The following is a 16,823-nucleotide window of genomic DNA, read 5'->3' on the forward strand; positions in this document are numbered from 1 at the left end:
CCGAGCGATGGCGTTAGTCTGCATGCCGGTTGCATCTAAGAACAGCTAATTTCTCTAAGCTGGATTAAGGAACGCTAATGCTCGACTACGCTTTGCTGGACGCACTCGCTTCGGTCGTGCGTCACGGCTCCTTCGATCGCGCGGCCGGCGAATTGAACGTGACCGCTTCGGCCGTTTCGCAACGTGTGAAGTTGCTCGAGGAGCGGGTTGGCAGCGTGCTCGTGAAGCGTGGTCAGCCGTGCGTGGCGACCGCGTCGGGCGCATTGCTGTGTCGCCATACCGAGCGGGTGCGGCTGCTCGAGGCGCAACTGTCCGATGACATGCCGTCGATGACCAGTACGCTGCTCGGCGAGTCGTGGCCGACGTTGCGCGTGGCCGTCAACGACGACAGCGTCGGTACCTGGTTCGTCGATGCCGTGGCGGCGTTTTGCGAGCGGCGGCGCATGCTGCTCGATCTCGTCATCGACGATCAAGACTACACGGCCCAACGGATTCGCGACGGCAGCGTTCAAGGCGCGGTTACCACGCAAGCCGAACCCGTGCAGGGATGCCGTTCCGTGCGGCTGGGCCGGATGCGCTATTTGGCCGTTTGCTCGCCGTCGTTCTTCGCCCGCTATTTTGGCGATGGGGTTAACCGCGAGGCACTGCGGCGAGCGCCGTGCGTGGTGTTCAATCCGAAGGATGCGTTGCAAGCGCGATTCATGCGCCGCATTACGCGCGCGGAAGTCGATCCGCCCCAGCACTGGGTCCCGCACGTCGGCGGTTTTCTGCGCGCGTGCATCGGCGGTCTCGGCTGGGGCATGTGCCCGACGCAGATGGTCGACGGGCCGCTCTCGCGCGGCGAGCTCGTCGAACTCGCGCCGGGCCGGCACCTCGACGTCGACCTGTATTGGCAGAGCTGGCGCTTGTCGATCGGCTGGCTCGACGAGTTCGGCGCGGTATTGAAACAGCGTGCCGGCGAATATCTCGACTGAGGGCTGGAATGAAGGTGTTGTGTAAGCTGCGGTAAACCCTCGGAAAGCGTTGCTTTTTGCGCTTTGCATTGCTGTTCTGGCAACATAGAGTGCTTCGTCAAATCTGAAGATCGTTGCGCGTAGACGCGACGGGCGCTCAGCGCCGCATAAATAGCGGTCTTTTCCAACCACCACGAGCAGCGCATTCCCTATGGTTTTGAACGTCGAAAGTGCCCGCCAAGCTGCGGATTTAGGCAGCAAGATTCGAGCGCTGCGGCATCGGCTGCGCAGGACGCTCGACGAGACTGCAACGGCGGCCGGTATTTCCAAGCCGTTTCTGTCGCAGGTTGAACGCGGCCTCGCCACGCCTTCGCTAACGTCGCTTGCCGGGATCGCCACCGCGCTCGGCGTCACCCTTCAATACTTCGTGGATACGCCGAGCGAGGAGCGTTCGGTGCGCCGTGCGGGGCAACTGCGGTTCTTCAGCTTCGCCGATTCGACCGACTTGTTCGCTCGATTGACCAACTCGGCGGTCGGTAGTCAGCTCGAGAGCATCCTGGTCCGCTTGCCCACGGGGCAGCCCTCGGCCGCGGAAGTGACGACACACGCGGGCGAGGAGTTCGTCTACGTCATAGCGGGCGAGCTATCGCTGACGCTCGAGGGCAAAACCTTCATGCTCTATGCCGGCGATAGCGCACATTACGAATCGACGGTGCCGCATAGCTGGGCGAATACGGGCGATATCGAAACCACGCTCGTCTGGGTCGGCACGCCGCGGCTCTTTTGACGCCAGGCTCGTGCACATGATGCCTACGCTTTACCGATCCGCTCGATCAGCGCCATCGCCGCTGCCGGATTGCTGGCCTTGTAGCCGCTGATCACGTACAGGTAGACTTCACGCGGTGTGGATTTCTGCTTCGTTTGAGCGACCGCCTGCAAGTCGTCGGGTTGTGCGCCGGCGGCCCACCGGTTCGCACGCGTGGCCCACGCGTCCAGTGCGTCATCCGAATAACCGAGCGATTCCGATTCGATCGTGCCCATGATGCGTGCGTAGATGAACGGGGCGGTGACATCGGCGATTTGCGGATGTTTGCTGTCGCCCGCCATGACGATCGCGACGCCATGTTCGCGGGCGAGCGCCACGAACTCGGGATGCCGGAAGCTGTCATGTCGAACTTCGACGGCATGCCGGATCGCGACACCCTCGGCGCGCTGCGGCAGGAGCCGCAAAAATGCGTCGAAATCTTCCGCATCGAATTGCTTGGTCGGCGCGAATTGCCAGTTGATGGGGCCTAGCTTGTTCTTGAGCGCGAGCACGCCGCTCGCAAAGAAGCGTTCGACCGAATCGCCGGCTTCTGCCAGTACCCGACGGTGCGTGGCGAATCGTGGCGCCTTCAGCGCAAAGACGAAATCGTCGGGTGTTTCGTCGTGCCACTTTTCGAAGCTCGTCGCGCGCTGCATGCCATAGAACGTGCCGTTGATTTCGATCGAGGTGAGTCTGCGGCTCGCGTATTCGAGTTCGCGCTTTTGCGTCAGATCGCCGGGATAGAAGCGCCCGCGCCACGGCTCATAGGTCCAGCCGCCGATGCCGATGCGAATCCGTGCGGCAGGGTGGCTCGCGCCTCCGGTGCTAGCGCGAGGGCGAGGCGTGGCGCGATGCGTGTCGTTCATGGCCGCTCCGTCGTGTACGTTGCGTGTATCTAGACCGTTACTCTAACGTCACTCGGTCGCCATGCCGTGCGCGTTCGATGCGGCTAGCGCATTGCTCGATGCGCGGCGGTGCTGGTCGGACAGCTTTCGCATCAACGGCAACAGCGCGAGCGACATCACGACGCCCGCCGCCGCGAGCCAACTGAGTTCCGTGAATAGATTCGTATAGAGCGGCAGCGATTGTGTCGCGGGCAGGTTGTTGGACGGCAGTTGCGCGAAATTCGCAACCACGCTGCCCAGGTACTGAGAGATGCCCGTTGCGAGAAAGTAAGCGCCCATCATGAAGCCGCTCATGCGTGCCGGGATGTAGCGCGCGATCATCGCGAGGCCCAGGCCGCTCACGAGCAATTCGCCGAGCGAGTTCAGCCCGTAGCCCCAGACCATGAACCACGATGACACGCGGCCGTCGACGGCATAGCGCCCGCTGAATGCATAGATGACGAACCCAACGGCGACGGCCACGTAGCCGAGCGCGAATTTCGCGGCGATGCTGATGTCGCCGCGGCCTTTGGCCAGCCGCGTATATGTTGAGGCCAGCACGGGGCTCAGTAGCATGATCCAAATCGGGTTCAGCGCTTGGAATTGCGCGGCGCTCCATGAGAAGAGGCGCACCCCGAAGATCGAGAACGTCGGATCGACGTTGCGCAGCGCGAATAACGTCAGCGACGTCATCTGCTGCTGGTAGAAGATGAAGAACAGGATCGATTGCAGCACCAGCACGAGGGCCGCGATGAGCCCCGCGCGCTCGGAGCGATCGCACTTGGCGATCATGTAGGCGAACAAAGCGAGAATCACGAGGGCCGCGACATCGACGCAGGCCACGGCGAGCGTCTTGCTGCCCAGCACGAACGTCGTCGCCGCGCCGAGCGCAACCGCGCCGACGGCGACGGCCGCCACGCGGCGCCATACGATCGGCTTGCCGTCCGGCGCGGAGCCGACGTGGGAAAGCGAGCGGTAGCGCAACAGGAAATTTAGGACTCCTAACACCATGCCGGCGCAGCAGACCGCGAATGCCGTGCGCCATCCCCAGCGATCCTTGATCCAAGGCGTCGCGAGGATGGAGATCGTCGAGCCGACATTGACGGCCATGTAGTAGATCGTGAACGCGCTGTCGATACGTGCGTCGTCGCCTTCATAGATACGGCGCACGAGATTCGCCGAGTTGGCCTTGAACAAGCCGTTGCCGACGACGATGACGCCGAGGGACGTATAGAGGAACGACAAATGATCGTTCGGTAGCGCGAGCATGCCGTAGCCGATCGAGAGCACGATAGCGCCGAACAGCATCGTGCGCCGCGAGCCGAGGATCTTGTCGCCGATCCATCCGCCGATCGACGGGGCGGCATAGACGAGCGCGGTGAATGCGCCCCACGTGAGGTTCGCGCGCGCATCGCCGAATCCGAGCCGTTCCACCATATAGAGCACGAGCAGTGCGCCCATGCCGTAATAGCCGAAACGCTCCCACATTTCGACTAAGAAGACCGTCGTGAACGATCTCGTTTGCGAAACCGACGAATTCATCAAATGTTCTCCCTGATAGGTCGAATTACGTTCGCACGTTGTGCGTGCGGTGCTCGAACGCCGGCGCTGGGTAGTGCGCGGTAGCGCGCGATTCTCCTAGCGTTGGCCTCGAGCGTCACTTCGGGTATGCACCAGTGAGCGTTCCCAATAGTGTTGCTAGCTGCACATGGAAAAGGGCCCGTGCTTTGATGCGCCTTGCAATCGACCGATTGCATTTTCCTTGCCGCTTTTTTCGAATCGCCATTCGCCACTATGAAAGCCACGCCACTCTTCACGACGGCCGTCCCGCGTATCGACGCGACCGGCGCTATCGTACCCTCACTTGTACCCGCATTTGCACGTTTGCGGCCGAGGCCCCTCTCTCTTGACAGGACGATCGCCTCGACCTCGCGGGCCGTCGCATTGACCTGCGGCATGCAGGCGCTTGCCGGTATCGCGGCGGCGTGTGCCGACGAAGTGCCGCAGGTCGCGCAGCAAGCGACGACGCCGAACGCCGTCGTCGGTGCCGAGTCCGCGCTGACGGGCAAGCCGCCGGCGCCGCACTCGAGCCAGGCGGGCAGCGCGGGGCGCGTCGCCGATAGCCGGCTCGATCTCGAATGGCGCAATTACACCGACTACTTTCATGCCGACGGCTCCAACCATCGTCATGCTTGGGTCGAAGGTCTGCAAGCCAAGTTCGAATCGGGCTTCACGCGAGGGCCGATCGGTTTCGGCGTCGATGCGGCGCTGTTCGGCGCACTGAAGCTCGATGGCGGAGATGGCGCGCACAACATGGTGTTCATCGGCCGGCACGGCGATGGCGAGCACCGGACCGCGTGGGCCTATCCGGGCATGTATGCGATCAAGGCGCGTATTTCGGAGTCCTTACTGAAGTACGGCTTGCAAGATGTGTCGAATCCGTTTCTCGACCCGCACGACAATCGTGCATTGCCGCCGACGTTTCTCGGCGCATCGCTGGTGAGCCGGGAAATCACGGGTCTATCGATGCAAGCGGGCAGCTTCACGAAGGTGGACGCTCGCGGCCGGACGAACTTGACCGACTTGAGGACGGCTTACGGAGGCGTCGCGTTCAAGCGCGTCAGTTACGCGGGCGCCACGTGGGATTATTCGTCGAACGGGTCGGCGTCGCTCTATGCCGACCAGGCGGACGACGTATGGCGTCAATATTACGCATCGTTGCAACACGGCATCGGCAACGTGCGGTCGATCAGACTGACCGGCTTCGCTAACGTTTATTCGACGCACGACGCCGGTGCTGCGCTGCAAGGGCCGATCCGCAACAACGCTTGCAGCGTGTCGTTATCCGCGCAGCACGGTCCGAATGGACTGCTGATCGGCTATCAAAAGATCTTCGGCGACCAGTTCTTCGACTACATCGACGAAACGGCGGGCGTCTATCTCGTCAATTCGATGAACGTCGACTACAACGCACCGCACGAGCAGTCGCTGCAATTGCGCTATACGTTCGACGGCAAATATGCGGGCATACCGGGCTTTTCGGCGATGGTATGGGCACAGCAAGGATGGGGTGCCGACGCGTCGGCGGCGCAGCGCAACGCGAACGGGCCGCTTGGTTCGCTCTACTTTCGCAATGGACAGCCCGTGCACGGTCGGCATCACGAGTTCGGATTCATTCCGACCTATGTCGTGCAAAGCGGACGGCTCAAGAATACAAAGATCACGCTCATTGCGCAGTGGCATGTCGGATCGGCATCTTACTCGGACAGCACGAATCAGGCATATCGTCTTTTGGTGACGTTGCCGGTGCGCGTTTTTTGATCGGAGCCGGTACGATAAGCCCGCGACGGCGCTCATGGCCGTCGCGAGCCTCTACTAATAAGAAAGAGAAATGAGGGAACGCAGTGAAGCGAGAGACGATAGCGATCGTGTGAGAAAGACGATGGCTTTCGGTAAATTCATCGAACGTGCTGTTCGCCCGGTAATTCTGCCCCGTGCGCGCGTATCGCCGCGATCAGCTCGGCCGGCGTGATCTCATAGCGGACTTCCCGGTGGATGCCCGGCTTGCGCTCGTCGATTTCGATCAGATGAATACTTTTCCCGTCGTCTGTCGCTTCGAGCCGCAATGTGCGGACGACATGTCCGCCCGTGTCGTGGATTTCGGTGAGCAGGGTCATTGCCCCGGAAGAGCCGGTGGTGCGCATCGAACGTTTCCTCGAGTCGTGGTGAAGCGATTGTACGGGCTTACAGAGGCTTATGTCTGTCGCCGCGCGCGCATAACGCTCATAGCGCCGCCGCGACGGACAAGGCCGGCATGCCTCGCGCCCATTTCATGCCGATGAGTGTATCGCGAAGTTCGGTCGCGCCAGCGCCTTTTAAAAGTGCGCGAACACAATGCGCCACAGCGCGCGCGCTTGGGGTTGACGCTCTTCCCGAAGTGCCTCACCGTCGGCGCGAGTGCCGGCGGTGAGCCTTAGGCGATGTGCATGCGTTCGTTTTCGATGACCGCCTGCGCGATTTCCCATGCGTCGCGCGCGGCATCGACGCGTCCGCTCAGTTGACGTGCCAGCGTTGCACCATCGAGGAGCAGTGCGCAACGGCGTGCGAGACGGATCGCCGTTTCACCATCGAAACGCTCGTCGAGAACGCGTTCGAGCGAATGAACGAAGGCGCGGCGCTGCGCCTGCGACGCGGCGAGAATCTCGTTCTCCTCCGCGTGGTATTCCGCCGCCGCATGGATCAGCATGTTGCCGGTGAACGTTTCCGAGCGAAACCATGCGTCGTGCCATTGGAAAATCGCATGGAGCTTGTCGAGCGCATCCGTATGCGCCGCCACGGCTGCGGCGATCCCGGCCACCAGGGCCGCGCCTTGCTCGTTCAGTACTTCGACGACGAGGCGGCTCTTGGACGGGAAATGCTTGTACATCGTCATCTTGGCGACGCGCGATTCGGCGATGATTCTGTCGATGCCGACGGCGTGAAAACCGAACTGCGAAAATAGCCGAGTTGCGGTTTCGATCAGCGCTTTCTTTTTTTCGCTCATTTAGAGGCCCGCTTCTATAGTGGAAGTTATGTGTTTTCGCGTCGAAACCCGTCAAGTGCGATGTTTCTTTCCTTAAAAAACGGTTTTAGGAAGAAACGTTTTCGCGGCAGATGACTTGGTTCGGCCTGCCGGCAATCTCTCAATGCGCGGCAATGATCTCGAAGCTTCGTAATTCAAATCGAAGCGCGCGCCGAAATCAAGCCCTTTCCCTTGGTTATTGAAAGGCACGCGCTGTTCATTCGAGGTGTCGGACGATGCATTCGAACCCGGCGGTGCCTGCCGACCTGACAGTTTGCTTGCAGTGCTGCATCGACGTCCGTTGCTCGTGCGAGCCTAGTGATACGATCGCCGGGCCGGCAACTTCCTCTTTCGACGACACATGGTGACGCTGTACGAAGCGCTTGGCGTGCGCGAAGACGCCTCCGACGACGAAATCAAACGTGCATATCGAAAGGCCGCGATGCGAGCGCACCCCGATCGCAATAAGGGGCGCGAAGCCGCGGCGCACGATGCGTTTCAGGAAATCAAGCAGGCTTATGCGATTTTGTCCGACCCGGCGCAGCGGCACGTGTATGACGCCGTCTTCGCGGAAGAAATGAGCAAGCTGGGCGAACGCGAAGCGCAAGAAGCACAAGAAGCGCGCGAGCGGGCCGAGCGTGAAGCGCGTGCCGAGCGGGAACGATATGAAAAATACGTCTCGCAGGCGATGCGCTACGCCGAGCGCGGGCACAACCGAGACGTCGTGTTCGGCGTCTTGCTCGGCCGAGGATGCGACGAAGCGCTCGCCGCGCGGATCGCCGACGGCATAGCGGCGCTTTGCGCGTCACGCACGCATGCGGCTTATGCCGAGGGCGCCGCGGCCTCGAGCCGCGCCGAGGATGCAACGGCCGGCGATCGGCGGCGGGCATCTTCGCCGGCACCGCTCAACGAAGCGAGCGCCGACGACGACGCCCTGTCGCCCGAACCCGCCGCACACGCGGGACTGTTTTCCACCCTCTGGCACGGCGTTTTCGGCTTGCACTCTTAACGCTTGCAGTTTGTCGTCAAGCGGGGAAATCCGTCGATGTCGATAGCGCTTCCCACGCATCGAATTCCGCGCGCAACGCGTCGAGCTGTTCGCGCACACGTGCGACGGCGTCCGTGCCGAGCAGTAAATGCATCGGCGGGTTGCTCGATCCGACGATTTCGAGAATGGCGCGCGCGGCTTGCGCCGGATCGCCGCGCTGCTTGCCGCTCGTCGATTGCCGGCGGGTGCGCATCGGGTCGAACAAAGCGTCGTAGTCGGAGATCGAGCGCTGCGCGCGCACCAGCGAGCGTCCGGCCCAATCGGTGCGAAATGCGCCGGGCGCAACGGCCGTCACGTGGATGCCCAGGTCTTTCACTTCTCGGGCCAGGCTCTCCGAAATGCCTTCGAGCGCGAACTTGGTGCCGTGATACGCGCTCAAGCCCGGGTGCGTGATGTAGCCGCCCATCGACGTGATGTTGATGATGTTGCCGCGCCTGCGGCGGCGCATGTAGGGCAGCACGGCTTGGATCATGGCGACGGCGCCGAAGACGTTGACGTCGAATTGCTTGCGCCAGTCGGCCAGTGTCGATTCTTCGAGAATGCCTTCGAAACCGTAGCCGGCGTTATTGACCAGTACGTCGATCGCGCCGACTTTGCCTTCGACGTCGGCAACGGCATCGGCGATAGCATCGGTCTGCGTCACGTCGAGCAGCTTGCCGATGGCTCGACCGGGGCCGAGCAGTTCGAATTCGCCGAGCGCCGTTTGATCGCGCAACGTACCGACGACGCGATGGCCGCCCGCGATCGCCGCCTGTGCCAGCGCGCGGCCAAGGCCGCTGCTGACGCCCGTGATGAAAAACACCTTGCTTTGCGTAATGGACATCAGTTCCTCCGGTTGGAATGAAGTCGGCGTCTATGCTACGGCAAGTACGACAAGGGCGGCATACCGACGGTTCGTAGGCGCAATGCGCGTGTCCGCCCGATTGCTCGGCGGACACGATCAATGTCCTGACGATTCATGCGCCGCCGATGTCGGGCCTCTTCGACGATCCGAGCACCCGACTCGCTATAAAAAGAGTGCGGCATTGGCTATCGATATCCGATCGATCGCGGCTGCAAAGATGCGTCGCACTCATTGCATACGCTTAATGCCGTGGCATACTCCGGCCATTCGAAAAAGAACGTTTGGCCAAAGGAGTTCGTTCGATGAAGGACATGTCTTTCTTGCAGTGGCGCGCGGGTGCGTTTGCGCGCTCGATGGCGGCGGCTTCGCTGGCCGCGTCGATTCTGGCCGGATGCGGCGGTAGCGCACCGCTCTTTACGGGCGACGGCAGGCCGACGACGGTTGTTCAATGCTCGGCGGGCAGTTCGTGGGATAACTGCACCGAGCATGCGCGCGCCATTTGCGAGGGCGATATCGACGTCATCCAGCAATCGGATGCCAATGGATCGCATAAGTTACTGTTCGCTTGCCGGGCTAAATGACCGCATACCGATGAGTTGCATGTTCCAGCGCGCGGCAACTCTATAGCGCCGAGGTCCGTAGCTTGCTGTCTTTTTCATGGATACCCGGCGATTGCACTTTTGCGCGAATGAGCAGTCAGAGGAGTGGTAACCGTCAATCAACGAGGAGGGTGAATTTTTATGGCGACGTACAGGCAGTTGACCGAACAACTGGCGAAAGTGCAAAGAGAAATGGCTGTGGCACGCGAACAAGAGTTGCACAGCGCCATCTCGCAGATCAAGGAGCAGATCGCGGAGTACGGCATTACGGCCGAAGAACTCGGGTTCGCGAACAAACGCGCGGCGTCGCGTAAAGCAGCGGGCGGGTTACCTCCGAAATATCGAGATCCGAAGACGGGGGCAACCTGGAGTGGGCGTGGGCGCGCGCCGGCTTGGCTCGGTAAGCGGCGCGAGCGATTCCTCATCCAGCCGTAATTTCAGCCGTCATTCGCACGCCGATCGGCGCCCTCCGAGCCTAGCGAAAAGCGCGATGACGCTTTTCGCTAGGCCGCGGCTTCGTAGTCGCCGTCCGCGGGCAGTCGGCCATGACGAAGAGGGCGTCCATGACGTTGGAACAATTGCTGGAAAGAGCGAAGACGGCGCGTGAAAGGGCGTATGCGCCGTATTCGAAGTTCAAGGTGGGCGCGGCGTTGCTGACGAAGGACGGGCGCGTCTTCGATGGCTGCAACGTCGAGAATGCTTCGTACGGGCTTTGCAATTGCGCCGAGCGTACGGCGCTCTTCAGCGCGATCGCGGCAGGCTGTCGACGCGATGAATTTTCCGCGCTGGCGGTCGTGGGCGATACCGATGGACCCATCGCACCGTGCGGCGCATGCCGGCAGGTCATCATCGAACTGGGCGGGCCCGATCTCGAGATTCGGCTCGGCAATCTACGCGGCGAGGTGCGCGATACGACGGCGCGCGAGCAGTTGCCCGACGCTTTCCACTTGTGAGTATCCGTATGCACAAGGTCATCTACGACACCGATCCGGGCGTCGACGATGCGATGGCGCTCGTCTTCCAAGCGATGCATCCGCAGATCGAACTGCTCGGCGTCACGAGCGTATTCGGCAATGCCGCGATCGAGACGACGACGCGCAACGCACGCTATCTCGCGGAGCGTTTCGCGCCGGGCGTGCCGGTCGCGCGCGGTGCGGCGGCGCCGCTTCGTCGTGCGGCGCCTGCGCCCGTCGACTGGATTCACGGCGATGACGGTCTCGGCAATACGGGTTTGCAGCCGACCGATCGAAGCACGTTCGATGCGCGCTCCGCGCATCGCTTTATCATCGATACCGTTCGCGCGTTGCCCGGCGAAGTCACGCTCGTTGCCGTCGGACCGTTGACGAATCTCGCGCTTGCGCTCGGCGAGGACCCGGATGTCGCACGGCTCGTCAAGCAGGTGGTCGTCATGGGCGGCGCCTTCGGTGCCGGCGGCGTGAACGGCAACGTGTCGCCGGCGGCCGAGGCCAACATGCTCGGCGATCCTCACGCGGCCGACATCGTCTTCGGTGCGGCGTGGCCCGTTGCCATCGTCGGCCTCGACGTAACGGAAAGCACCGTCATGACGACGGACTATCTTGCCAAGCTGCGCGACGACGCGGGCGAGATCGGCCGATTCGTCTGGGACGTTTCTCGGGACTACGAAGCATTTCACCGATCGAGCGCGGGGCTCGAAGGCATTTACGTGCACGATGCGTCGGCGGTTGCGTATTTGCTGGCGCCGCAACTCTATACGACACGCAAAGGGCCGGTGCGGGTGCTGACCGAAGGCATTGCCGCAGGCCACACGATTCAAAAGCCCATGACGTTTCCGGCGAGCGCGCCCGATTGGGACGATCGGCCGCCGTGCGAGGTGTGCGTTGGCGTCGACAGTACGCAAATGCTTGCACTCTATGCACGCACGTTGTGCGGCAAGTTATCCGGCAAGAATTGATGGGTCCCGAAAACCCTCACCTTTGAGGTCGAACGGCGAACGCCGCAGCCGTAGCGGGAGCGGATGTGCGTCTTGGGATTTAGCAGGTCCCGAAAAAGCTCACCATGCGAGCGTGGCCGACTATCTTCCGGCGTCGCGCTCGCATGCCCAGGTGCTCAGCAATGTGCGCGTATTCGTAAAAATCGTTTGTTTGACGAACTCGATCTTCTCCGCATCGAGACTCGGCCATTTGAGCAGCGTTAGCAGGCTGCGCGGCGCCGTATGGAACAACATGAATTGGCCGTGCAGCGTCACCAATCGAATGATCGTCAGTGGATCGTCGGGGGCCGTGCCGCCAATCTTCGCGATGAGCTGGGTGGCGACGCGGTTGAGCGGGCCGCGCACGCGCTCCTGAAAGATCTCGGTGGCGATCGACGGCTCCTGCCCACCTTGCTCACGCACGAAGAAGAGCTTCAGCGTCGGTGCACTGGGCGTGCCCAGCGCTTTATCGATCATGACGTTTTGGATGTCGACGAATGCTTCGATCAGGGCGGCGACATTGTCCGTCGACTCGAGCGTCGCCGCAGAGCGCAGGACCACCGGCTCGAATTTGGTCCATACGTCGTCGGCCAAATGTTCGGCGCACGCTCGATAAACCCCTTCCTTGTTTTCGAAGTAGTACTGCAGCGCCGGCGCGTTGACGCCTGCTCGTGCCGCGATGTCGCGCGTCGAGGCCGCGACGAATCCATGTTCGCCGAATAGCTCGATGGCCGCGTGGATGATGCGAAGGCGCGTTTCCTCGCCGCGCGCGTAGCCCCCTTCAGTCGAACGGCGTGGGCGCTTCGTCTCGGTCATGACGTGAATCCTTTCGAACGGTTACGGCGGTGCTGGTCAGAAATATATCACTTGACACATTTTTTCCAACTGGAATAATTGTCAGGCGTAAGGCTACGCCCCCAGAGGACACAGGAACATGGCAACGACCATCGACGCGCGGCCGCGCGAGAACACACAGCAAGAAGGCGGCGCTCCGCGACGCTCGCGCAACCGCGGCTGGCTGATCGGCGTGCTGATCGTCGCGCTCGTGGCGGGGATTGTATGGCTCGCGCACTGGTGGACGGTTGGCCGGTTCATCGAAAGCACCGACGACGCTTATCTGCAAGCCGACAGCGTTACCGTTGCACCGAAGATCAGCGGCTATGTCACACAGGTTTACGTGCAAGACAACGAGGCCGTCGCCGCAGGTGCGCCGCTCGCGCGGCTCGATATTCGGCAGTACGAAGCATCGCTCGCACAGGCGCAAGCCACGGTCGATGCGCGGGAGGCCGATCTCGCGCGGGCTCAGGCCGACTTGAAGCAACAGCAGGCTGGCGTCGTGCAAGCGCAGGCGCAAGAGCAAGTGGCGCGCGTCGCGGCACAGCATGCGCAAGACGACGTGAGCCGCTATGCGCCGCTTGCGGCAACGGGTGCCGAAACGAGCGAGCGGCTCGCAAGCCTTGTCAGTACGCGCGACCAAGCACGCGCGACGCTGACGGCCAATACGGCGGCCGTGCGTTCCGCACAGACGCAAATCGATGCCACCACTGCTCAGATCGCGCAGGCCCGCGCACAAATCGAAGCGGCGCAAGCGAGCTTGCGCCAGTCGCAGCTCGACGTGAACGACACGACCCTCTACAGCCCGATCGCAGGTCGCATCGGCGATCGATCCGTGCGGGTCGGTCAGTACGTGCAGCCCGGAACGCGCTTGTTGACGATCGTGCCGGTGCAAAGCGTGTATCTCGAAGCGAATTTCAAGGAGACGCAGATCGGTCATATGCGCGTCGGTCAGCCGGCGACGCTGCATGTCGATGCGCTGCGCGGTGTTGACCTGCATGGCGTCGTCGACAGCTTCGCGCCCGGCACCGGCGCGCAGTTCGCGCTATTGCCGCCGGAAAACGCCACGGGCAATTTCACGAAGATCGTGCAGCGCGTGCCCGTGCGGATTCGCATCGATGCCGGTCCGCGCACGCGCAGCCTGCTGCTGCCGGGCCTATCGGTGACAGTCGACGTCGATACGCGCTCGGCGCAAGCGGACGATCGGCGTGTTGCCGCCGAGAACGCTCATGGCTGACGCCGCGTCGCAGGCGAGCGCCGGCGGTATGCCGAGCCATCCCGAGCGCGCGGGCGCCGCCGATTGGATCGCAGTTGCGGCCGGGTCCTTGGGCGCCTTGATGGCGACGCTCGACATCTCGATCACGAACTCGGCGTTGCCGCAGATTCAAGGTTCGGTCGGCGCGACCGGTACCGAGGGCACGTGGATCTCGACGGGCTATCTCATGTCCGAGATCGTCATGATTCCGCTCGCGGCATGGCTCACGCGCGTGTTCGGGCTGCGCAACTTTCTGCTGACGAACGCCGTGTTGTTCATGGCGTTTTCGATGATGTGCGGCGCATCGCATTCGCTCGAATGGATGATCATTGGCCGCGTCGGTCAAGGCTTCACGGGCGGCGCGATGATCCCGACGGCGCAGACGATCATTCGCACGCGCCTGCCGCGCTCGCAGCTTTCCGTCGGCATGACGATCTTCGGTCTCATCGTGCTGCTCGGTCCGCTGTTGGGACCGGCTGTGGGCGGCTGGCTCGCCGAGAATGTGTCGTGGAAATGGTGCTTTTTCATCAACTTGCCCGTTTGCATTGCGTTGATCGCGCTGTTGATCACGGGCCTGCCCGCCGATCCGCCGCATTGGCACGACTTCATCAACGCCGATTGGATCGGCATCGTCGGTCTTTCGATCGGCCTTAGCTCGCTCACGCTCGTGCTCGAAGAAGGGCAGCGGCATCAATGGTTCGAATCGAGCGAAATCGTCACGTTCACTCTCCTCGCGGCGCTCGGTTTCATCTTGATCGGCATTTCGCAACTCGTCGCGAGCAGGCCGATCATGCGCTTATCGCTGCTGCGCAATCCGCGTTACGCGAGCGTCATCGCCATCGTGGTTGCGGTCGGCGCGGGGCTTTACGGCGTGGCGTATCTCGTGCCGCAGTTCTTGAGCCTCATTTCCGGCTACAACGCCGAGCAAGCGGGCGACATCATGCTGTTGTCGGGCATACCGGCATTCTTGATGATGCCGGTCTTGCCGCGCTTGCTCGGAAGGATGGATTTTCGAGTGCTCGTCGTGAGCGGTCTGGTGTGCTTCGCCGTGAGCTGCATGCTCGATACGAGCTTGACCGCGCAAAGCGCGGGTCACGATTTCGTTTGGTCGCAACTGTTGCGCGGCGTGGGGCAAATGCTTGCGATGATGCCGCTCAATCAGGCATCGATGGCGGCGGTGTCGCGCGAAGAATCGGGCGATGCGGCCGGGCTCTACAACATGGCGCGCAACCTCGGGGGCTCCTTGGGGCTCTCCATCATCGGTGTCGTGATCGACCGGCGCAACGCGTTTCACGTTGCAGCGATACGCGAATCGGTGACGGCCAATTCGCTCATCGGCCAGGAGCGAATCGCGGCGAGCGCGGCCAGTTGGCTCGCGCGAACCGGCGATGCCGCTTACGCGAAGATGCAGGCGCTTGCTGAACTGGCGGCGCAAATCCAGCAGCAAGCCGCGGTTATTACGTTCTCCGAAACGTTTTACGTGCTCGCCATTGCGCTGCTCGCTTGCATACCGCTTGCGCTCTTGCTGAAACACCCGGCTTCGCAGCCGGGCAGCCCGCCTTCGGCGGGACATTGATGCCTTCAGGTCACGACCATGTCGATTCGTCGTTCCCCGCGGTTCGTCGCCGCATCTTGTACCGCAATTGCACTGTGCACGCTATCGGCGTGCACGGTAGGGCCCGACTATCACGGCGCTCCGCCTGTCGCGGCCGATGCGATGAAGGCGCCGACCTTCGTGCGCGCTCCGTCCGCCGGCGTGCTCGCGACCGCGCCGGCGGCGAGCGCATGGTGGCGCGCATTAGGCGATCCGCAACTCGATGCGCTCGTCGATGCGGCGCTCGCACACAACCCCGACGTGCATGTGGCGCAAGCTCGTTTGCGTGAGGCCCGTGCACAACTGATGGGGCAGCGTGCGAACGAACTGCCGAAGGCATCGGCCGACGCGGCGGCCGTGCGCATGCGCAGCCCCGATCTGTCCGCGCTGTCTTCGGGAAGTAATGGCGGTAGTGGAAGCGGAGGCGGTGGCGGTGGCGGTCCCTTGCAGCTCTACACCGCTGGCCTCGACGCCTCGTGGGAGATCGATCTGTTTGGGGGCACGCGGCGCTCGATCGAAGCGGCATCGGACCAAGCCGACGCGCTCGATGCCGATCTCGCCGATACCCAAGTGTCGCTTGCCGCGGAAGTTGCGCAAGCCTATATCGACCTGCGCGACGAACAGCAGCGGCTCGTGCTCGCGCGGCAATCCGCCGAGTTGCAGCAACGCATGCTGGCTTTGACGCAACAACGGCGCGAACACGGAACGGCAGCGGACGTCGACGTCGAGCGTCTCGCGGGGCAGGTCGAGACTACGCGTGCGGCGCTCGTGCCCCTCGATGAGCAGATTGCCGAATCGCTCGATCAGCTCGCCGTCTTGACGGGGCGCGCGCCGGGTGCGCTCGACGCAGACCTTTCGGCCGCCAAGCCGCTACCGGCCCTGCCGGCTACGGTGCAAGTGGGCGATCCCGCGGCGCTGTTGCGCCGGCGCCCCGACATTCGCGCGGCGGAGCGTCGGCTCGCCTCGGCCAACGCTCAGATCGGCGCACATATCGCCGATTATTTCCCCAAGGTTTCGCTGCTCGGCGATCTGGGATTCACCGCGGCAGACCCCGCGCATTTGTTTAGGAAAACTAACTTTTCTTGGCTCGGCGTACCTTATCTGCAGTGGAACGTGCTCGATTTCGGGCGGACGGCCGCCGACGTGAAGTCGGCCCGCGCGTCGCGCGATGAGGCCGGTGCGCACTACGAACATACGGTGCTGGCCGCGCTCGAAGACGCCAACTCGGCGCTCTCGCGCTATGGTCATCAACGCGAGCACGTGGTTCGGCTCGAGGAAGTCGACGCGTCGGCGCAGCGCGCATCGACGTTGATGCAGCAACGCTATACCGCTGGCGTCGCAACGGCGATCGACTTGCTCGATACGGAGCGTACGCAGTTCTCGGCGCAACAAGACGTGATAGCGGGCCGCGCGCAGTTGCTGGAAGACTTCGTGCTGCTGCAAAAAAGTTTGGGCCTGGGGTGGCAATGAGGCTGCAGCTTTTACAAGGCATGTA

General features: G+C 62.5%; 17 protein-coding genes. 11 read left to right on the top strand and 6 right to left on the bottom strand.

Annotated elements, in window-relative coordinates:
* The first annotated feature begins 77 nt into the window (after positions 1-77).
* Together J3485_RS28155 and J3485_RS28160 are read left to right on the top strand one after the other, a co-directional pair.
* Entirely contained in the window at positions 78-974 is an 897-nt protein-coding gene (locus tag J3485_RS28155; protein ID WP_206957949.1) for a LysR family transcriptional regulator ArgP, read from the top strand.
* A 190-nt stretch (positions 975-1,164) separates the two neighbouring features.
* The gene (locus J3485_RS28160; protein WP_206957952.1) at positions 1,165-1,740 is read left to right on the top strand and encodes a helix-turn-helix domain-containing protein; all 576 of its coding nucleotides are present in this window, start codon (positions 1,165-1,167) and stop codon (positions 1,738-1,740) included.
* Positions 1,741-1,763: 23 nt separating this feature from the next.
* Here the strand turns inward: J3485_RS28160 and J3485_RS28165 are convergent, their stop codons facing one another.
* A complete protein-coding gene (locus J3485_RS28165; protein ID WP_206957961.1) occupies positions 1,764-2,624 on the bottom strand; it encodes a DUF72 domain-containing protein in 861 nt (286 codons plus the stop codon).
* 48 nt (positions 2,625-2,672) lie between these two features.
* On the bottom strand, positions 2,673-4,187 hold the full coding sequence (locus J3485_RS28170; RefSeq protein ID WP_206957962.1) for a peptide MFS transporter: 1,515 nt from the start codon (positions 4,185-4,187) through the stop codon (positions 2,673-2,675).
* A 411-nt stretch (positions 4,188-4,598) separates the two neighbouring features.
* On the opposite strand from J3485_RS28170, the gene J3485_RS28175 reads away from it, so the two are divergent.
* Positions 4,599-5,963 (top strand): OprD family outer membrane porin, encoded by a 1,365-nt coding sequence (locus J3485_RS28175; RefSeq protein ID WP_242538961.1) that lies wholly within the window; start codon positions 4,599-4,601, stop codon positions 5,961-5,963.
* 137 nt (positions 5,964-6,100) lie between these two features.
* Here the strand turns inward: J3485_RS28175 and J3485_RS28180 are convergent, their stop codons facing one another.
* Together J3485_RS28180 and J3485_RS28185 are read right to left on the bottom strand one after the other, a co-directional pair.
* The gene (locus tag J3485_RS28180; protein WP_206957965.1) at positions 6,101-6,346 is read right to left on the bottom strand and encodes a hypothetical protein; all 246 of its coding nucleotides are present in this window, start codon (positions 6,344-6,346) and stop codon (positions 6,101-6,103) included.
* 269 nt (positions 6,347-6,615) lie between these two features.
* Entirely contained in the window at positions 6,616-7,185 is a 570-nt protein-coding gene (locus tag J3485_RS28185) for a TetR/AcrR family transcriptional regulator (protein ID WP_206957967.1), read from the bottom strand.
* Positions 7,186-7,564: 379 nt separating this feature from the next.
* Here J3485_RS28185 and J3485_RS28190 point away from each other — a divergent pair, with 379 nt between their 5' ends.
* On the top strand, positions 7,565-8,212 hold the full coding sequence (locus J3485_RS28190) for a J domain-containing protein (protein ID WP_206957969.1): 648 nt from the start codon (positions 7,565-7,567) through the stop codon (positions 8,210-8,212).
* A gap of 16 nt (positions 8,213-8,228) precedes the next feature.
* Here the strand turns inward: J3485_RS28190 and J3485_RS28195 are convergent, their stop codons facing one another.
* Positions 8,229-9,068 carry an oxidoreductase gene (locus tag J3485_RS28195; RefSeq protein WP_374192489.1) on the bottom strand — a complete coding sequence of 280 codons (840 nt, stop codon included), beginning with the start codon at positions 9,066-9,068 and terminating at the stop codon, positions 8,229-8,231.
* A gap of 329 nt (positions 9,069-9,397) precedes the next feature.
* Between J3485_RS28195 and J3485_RS28200 the strand changes: the two genes are divergently transcribed.
* The 4 genes from J3485_RS28200 (at position 9,398) to J3485_RS28215 (ending at position 11,627) form a co-directional block, all read left to right on the top strand.
* Positions 9,398-9,676, top strand: coding sequence for a hypothetical protein (locus tag J3485_RS28200; protein WP_374192473.1), 279 nt, complete (start codon positions 9,398-9,400; stop codon positions 9,674-9,676).
* A 159-nt stretch (positions 9,677-9,835) separates the two neighbouring features.
* Entirely contained in the window at positions 9,836-10,129 is a 294-nt protein-coding gene (locus J3485_RS28205; RefSeq protein WP_206957973.1) for an H-NS histone family protein, read from the top strand.
* A gap of 128 nt (positions 10,130-10,257) precedes the next feature.
* The gene (locus J3485_RS28210) at positions 10,258-10,647 is read left to right on the top strand and encodes a cytidine deaminase (protein ID WP_206957975.1); all 390 of its coding nucleotides are present in this window, start codon (positions 10,258-10,260) and stop codon (positions 10,645-10,647) included.
* 2 nt (positions 10,648-10,649) lie between these two features.
* On the top strand, positions 10,650-11,627 hold the full coding sequence (locus J3485_RS28215) for a nucleoside hydrolase (protein ID WP_206958468.1): 978 nt from the start codon (positions 10,650-10,652) through the stop codon (positions 11,625-11,627).
* A gap of 120 nt (positions 11,628-11,747) precedes the next feature.
* On the opposite strand, the gene J3485_RS28220 is transcribed toward J3485_RS28215, so the two are convergent.
* Positions 11,748-12,461: a CerR family C-terminal domain-containing protein gene (locus J3485_RS28220; protein ID WP_206957994.1), complete on the bottom strand. Its 714-nt coding sequence runs from the start codon at positions 12,459-12,461 to the stop codon at positions 11,748-11,750.
* Positions 12,462-12,579: 118 nt separating this feature from the next.
* Here J3485_RS28220 and J3485_RS28225 point away from each other — a divergent pair, with 118 nt between their 5' ends.
* The 3 genes from J3485_RS28225 to J3485_RS28235 are packed head-to-tail and all read left to right on the top strand — an operon-like array spanning position 12,580 to position 16,798.
* Positions 12,580-13,716 (top strand): HlyD family secretion protein, encoded by a 1,137-nt coding sequence (locus J3485_RS28225; protein ID WP_206957997.1) that lies wholly within the window; start codon positions 12,580-12,582, stop codon positions 13,714-13,716.
* Positions 13,709-15,310 (top strand): MDR family MFS transporter, encoded by a 1,602-nt coding sequence (locus J3485_RS28230; RefSeq protein ID WP_206957998.1) that lies wholly within the window; start codon positions 13,709-13,711, stop codon positions 15,308-15,310. Before J3485_RS28225 ends, J3485_RS28230 begins: the two co-directional genes overlap by 8 nt.
* An 18-nt stretch (positions 15,311-15,328) precedes the next feature.
* Entirely contained in the window at positions 15,329-16,798 is a 1,470-nt protein-coding gene (locus J3485_RS28235) for an efflux transporter outer membrane subunit (protein ID WP_206958000.1), read from the top strand.
* The last annotated feature ends 25 nt before the right edge of the window (positions 16,799-16,823 follow it).

The organism is Trinickia acidisoli, from assembly GCF_017315725.1.
Classification (GTDB): domain Bacteria; phylum Pseudomonadota; class Gammaproteobacteria; order Burkholderiales; family Burkholderiaceae; genus Trinickia; species Trinickia acidisoli.

Bases quoted from the DNA above. Each gene is read 5' to 3' on its own strand.
- J3485_RS28155 (WP_206957949.1), top strand. From the start codon at position 78: ATGCTCGACTACGCTTTGCTGGACGCACTCGCTTCGGTCGTGCGTCAC.
- J3485_RS28160 (WP_206957952.1), top strand. From the start codon at position 1,165: ATGGTTTTGAACGTCGAAAGTGCCCGCCAAGCTGCGGATTTAGGCAGC.
- J3485_RS28165 (WP_206957961.1), bottom strand. From the start codon at position 2,624: ATGAACGACACGCATCGCGCCACGCCTCGCCCTCGCGCTAGCACCGGA.
- J3485_RS28175 (WP_242538961.1), top strand. From the start codon at position 4,599: ATGCAGGCGCTTGCCGGTATCGCGGCGGCGTGTGCCGACGAAGTGCCG.
- J3485_RS28180 (WP_206957965.1), bottom strand. From the start codon at position 6,346: ATGCGCACCACCGGCTCTTCCGGGGCAATGACCCTGCTCACCGAAATC.
- J3485_RS28185 (WP_206957967.1), bottom strand. From the start codon at position 7,185: ATGAGCGAAAAAAAGAAAGCGCTGATCGAAACCGCAACTCGGCTATTT.
- J3485_RS28190 (WP_206957969.1), top strand. From the start codon at position 7,565: ATGGTGACGCTGTACGAAGCGCTTGGCGTGCGCGAAGACGCCTCCGAC.
- J3485_RS28200 (WP_374192473.1), top strand. From the start codon at position 9,398: ATGAAGGACATGTCTTTCTTGCAGTGGCGCGCGGGTGCGTTTGCGCGC.
- J3485_RS28205 (WP_206957973.1), top strand. From the start codon at position 9,836: ATGGCGACGTACAGGCAGTTGACCGAACAACTGGCGAAAGTGCAAAGA.
- J3485_RS28210 (WP_206957975.1), top strand. From the start codon at position 10,258: ATGACGTTGGAACAATTGCTGGAAAGAGCGAAGACGGCGCGTGAAAGG.
- J3485_RS28220 (WP_206957994.1), bottom strand. From the start codon at position 12,461: ATGACCGAGACGAAGCGCCCACGCCGTTCGACTGAAGGGGGCTACGCG.
- J3485_RS28225 (WP_206957997.1), top strand. From the start codon at position 12,580: ATGGCAACGACCATCGACGCGCGGCCGCGCGAGAACACACAGCAAGAA.
- J3485_RS28230 (WP_206957998.1), top strand. From the start codon at position 13,709: ATGGCTGACGCCGCGTCGCAGGCGAGCGCCGGCGGTATGCCGAGCCAT.
- J3485_RS28235 (WP_206958000.1), top strand. From the start codon at position 15,329: ATGTCGATTCGTCGTTCCCCGCGGTTCGTCGCCGCATCTTGTACCGCA.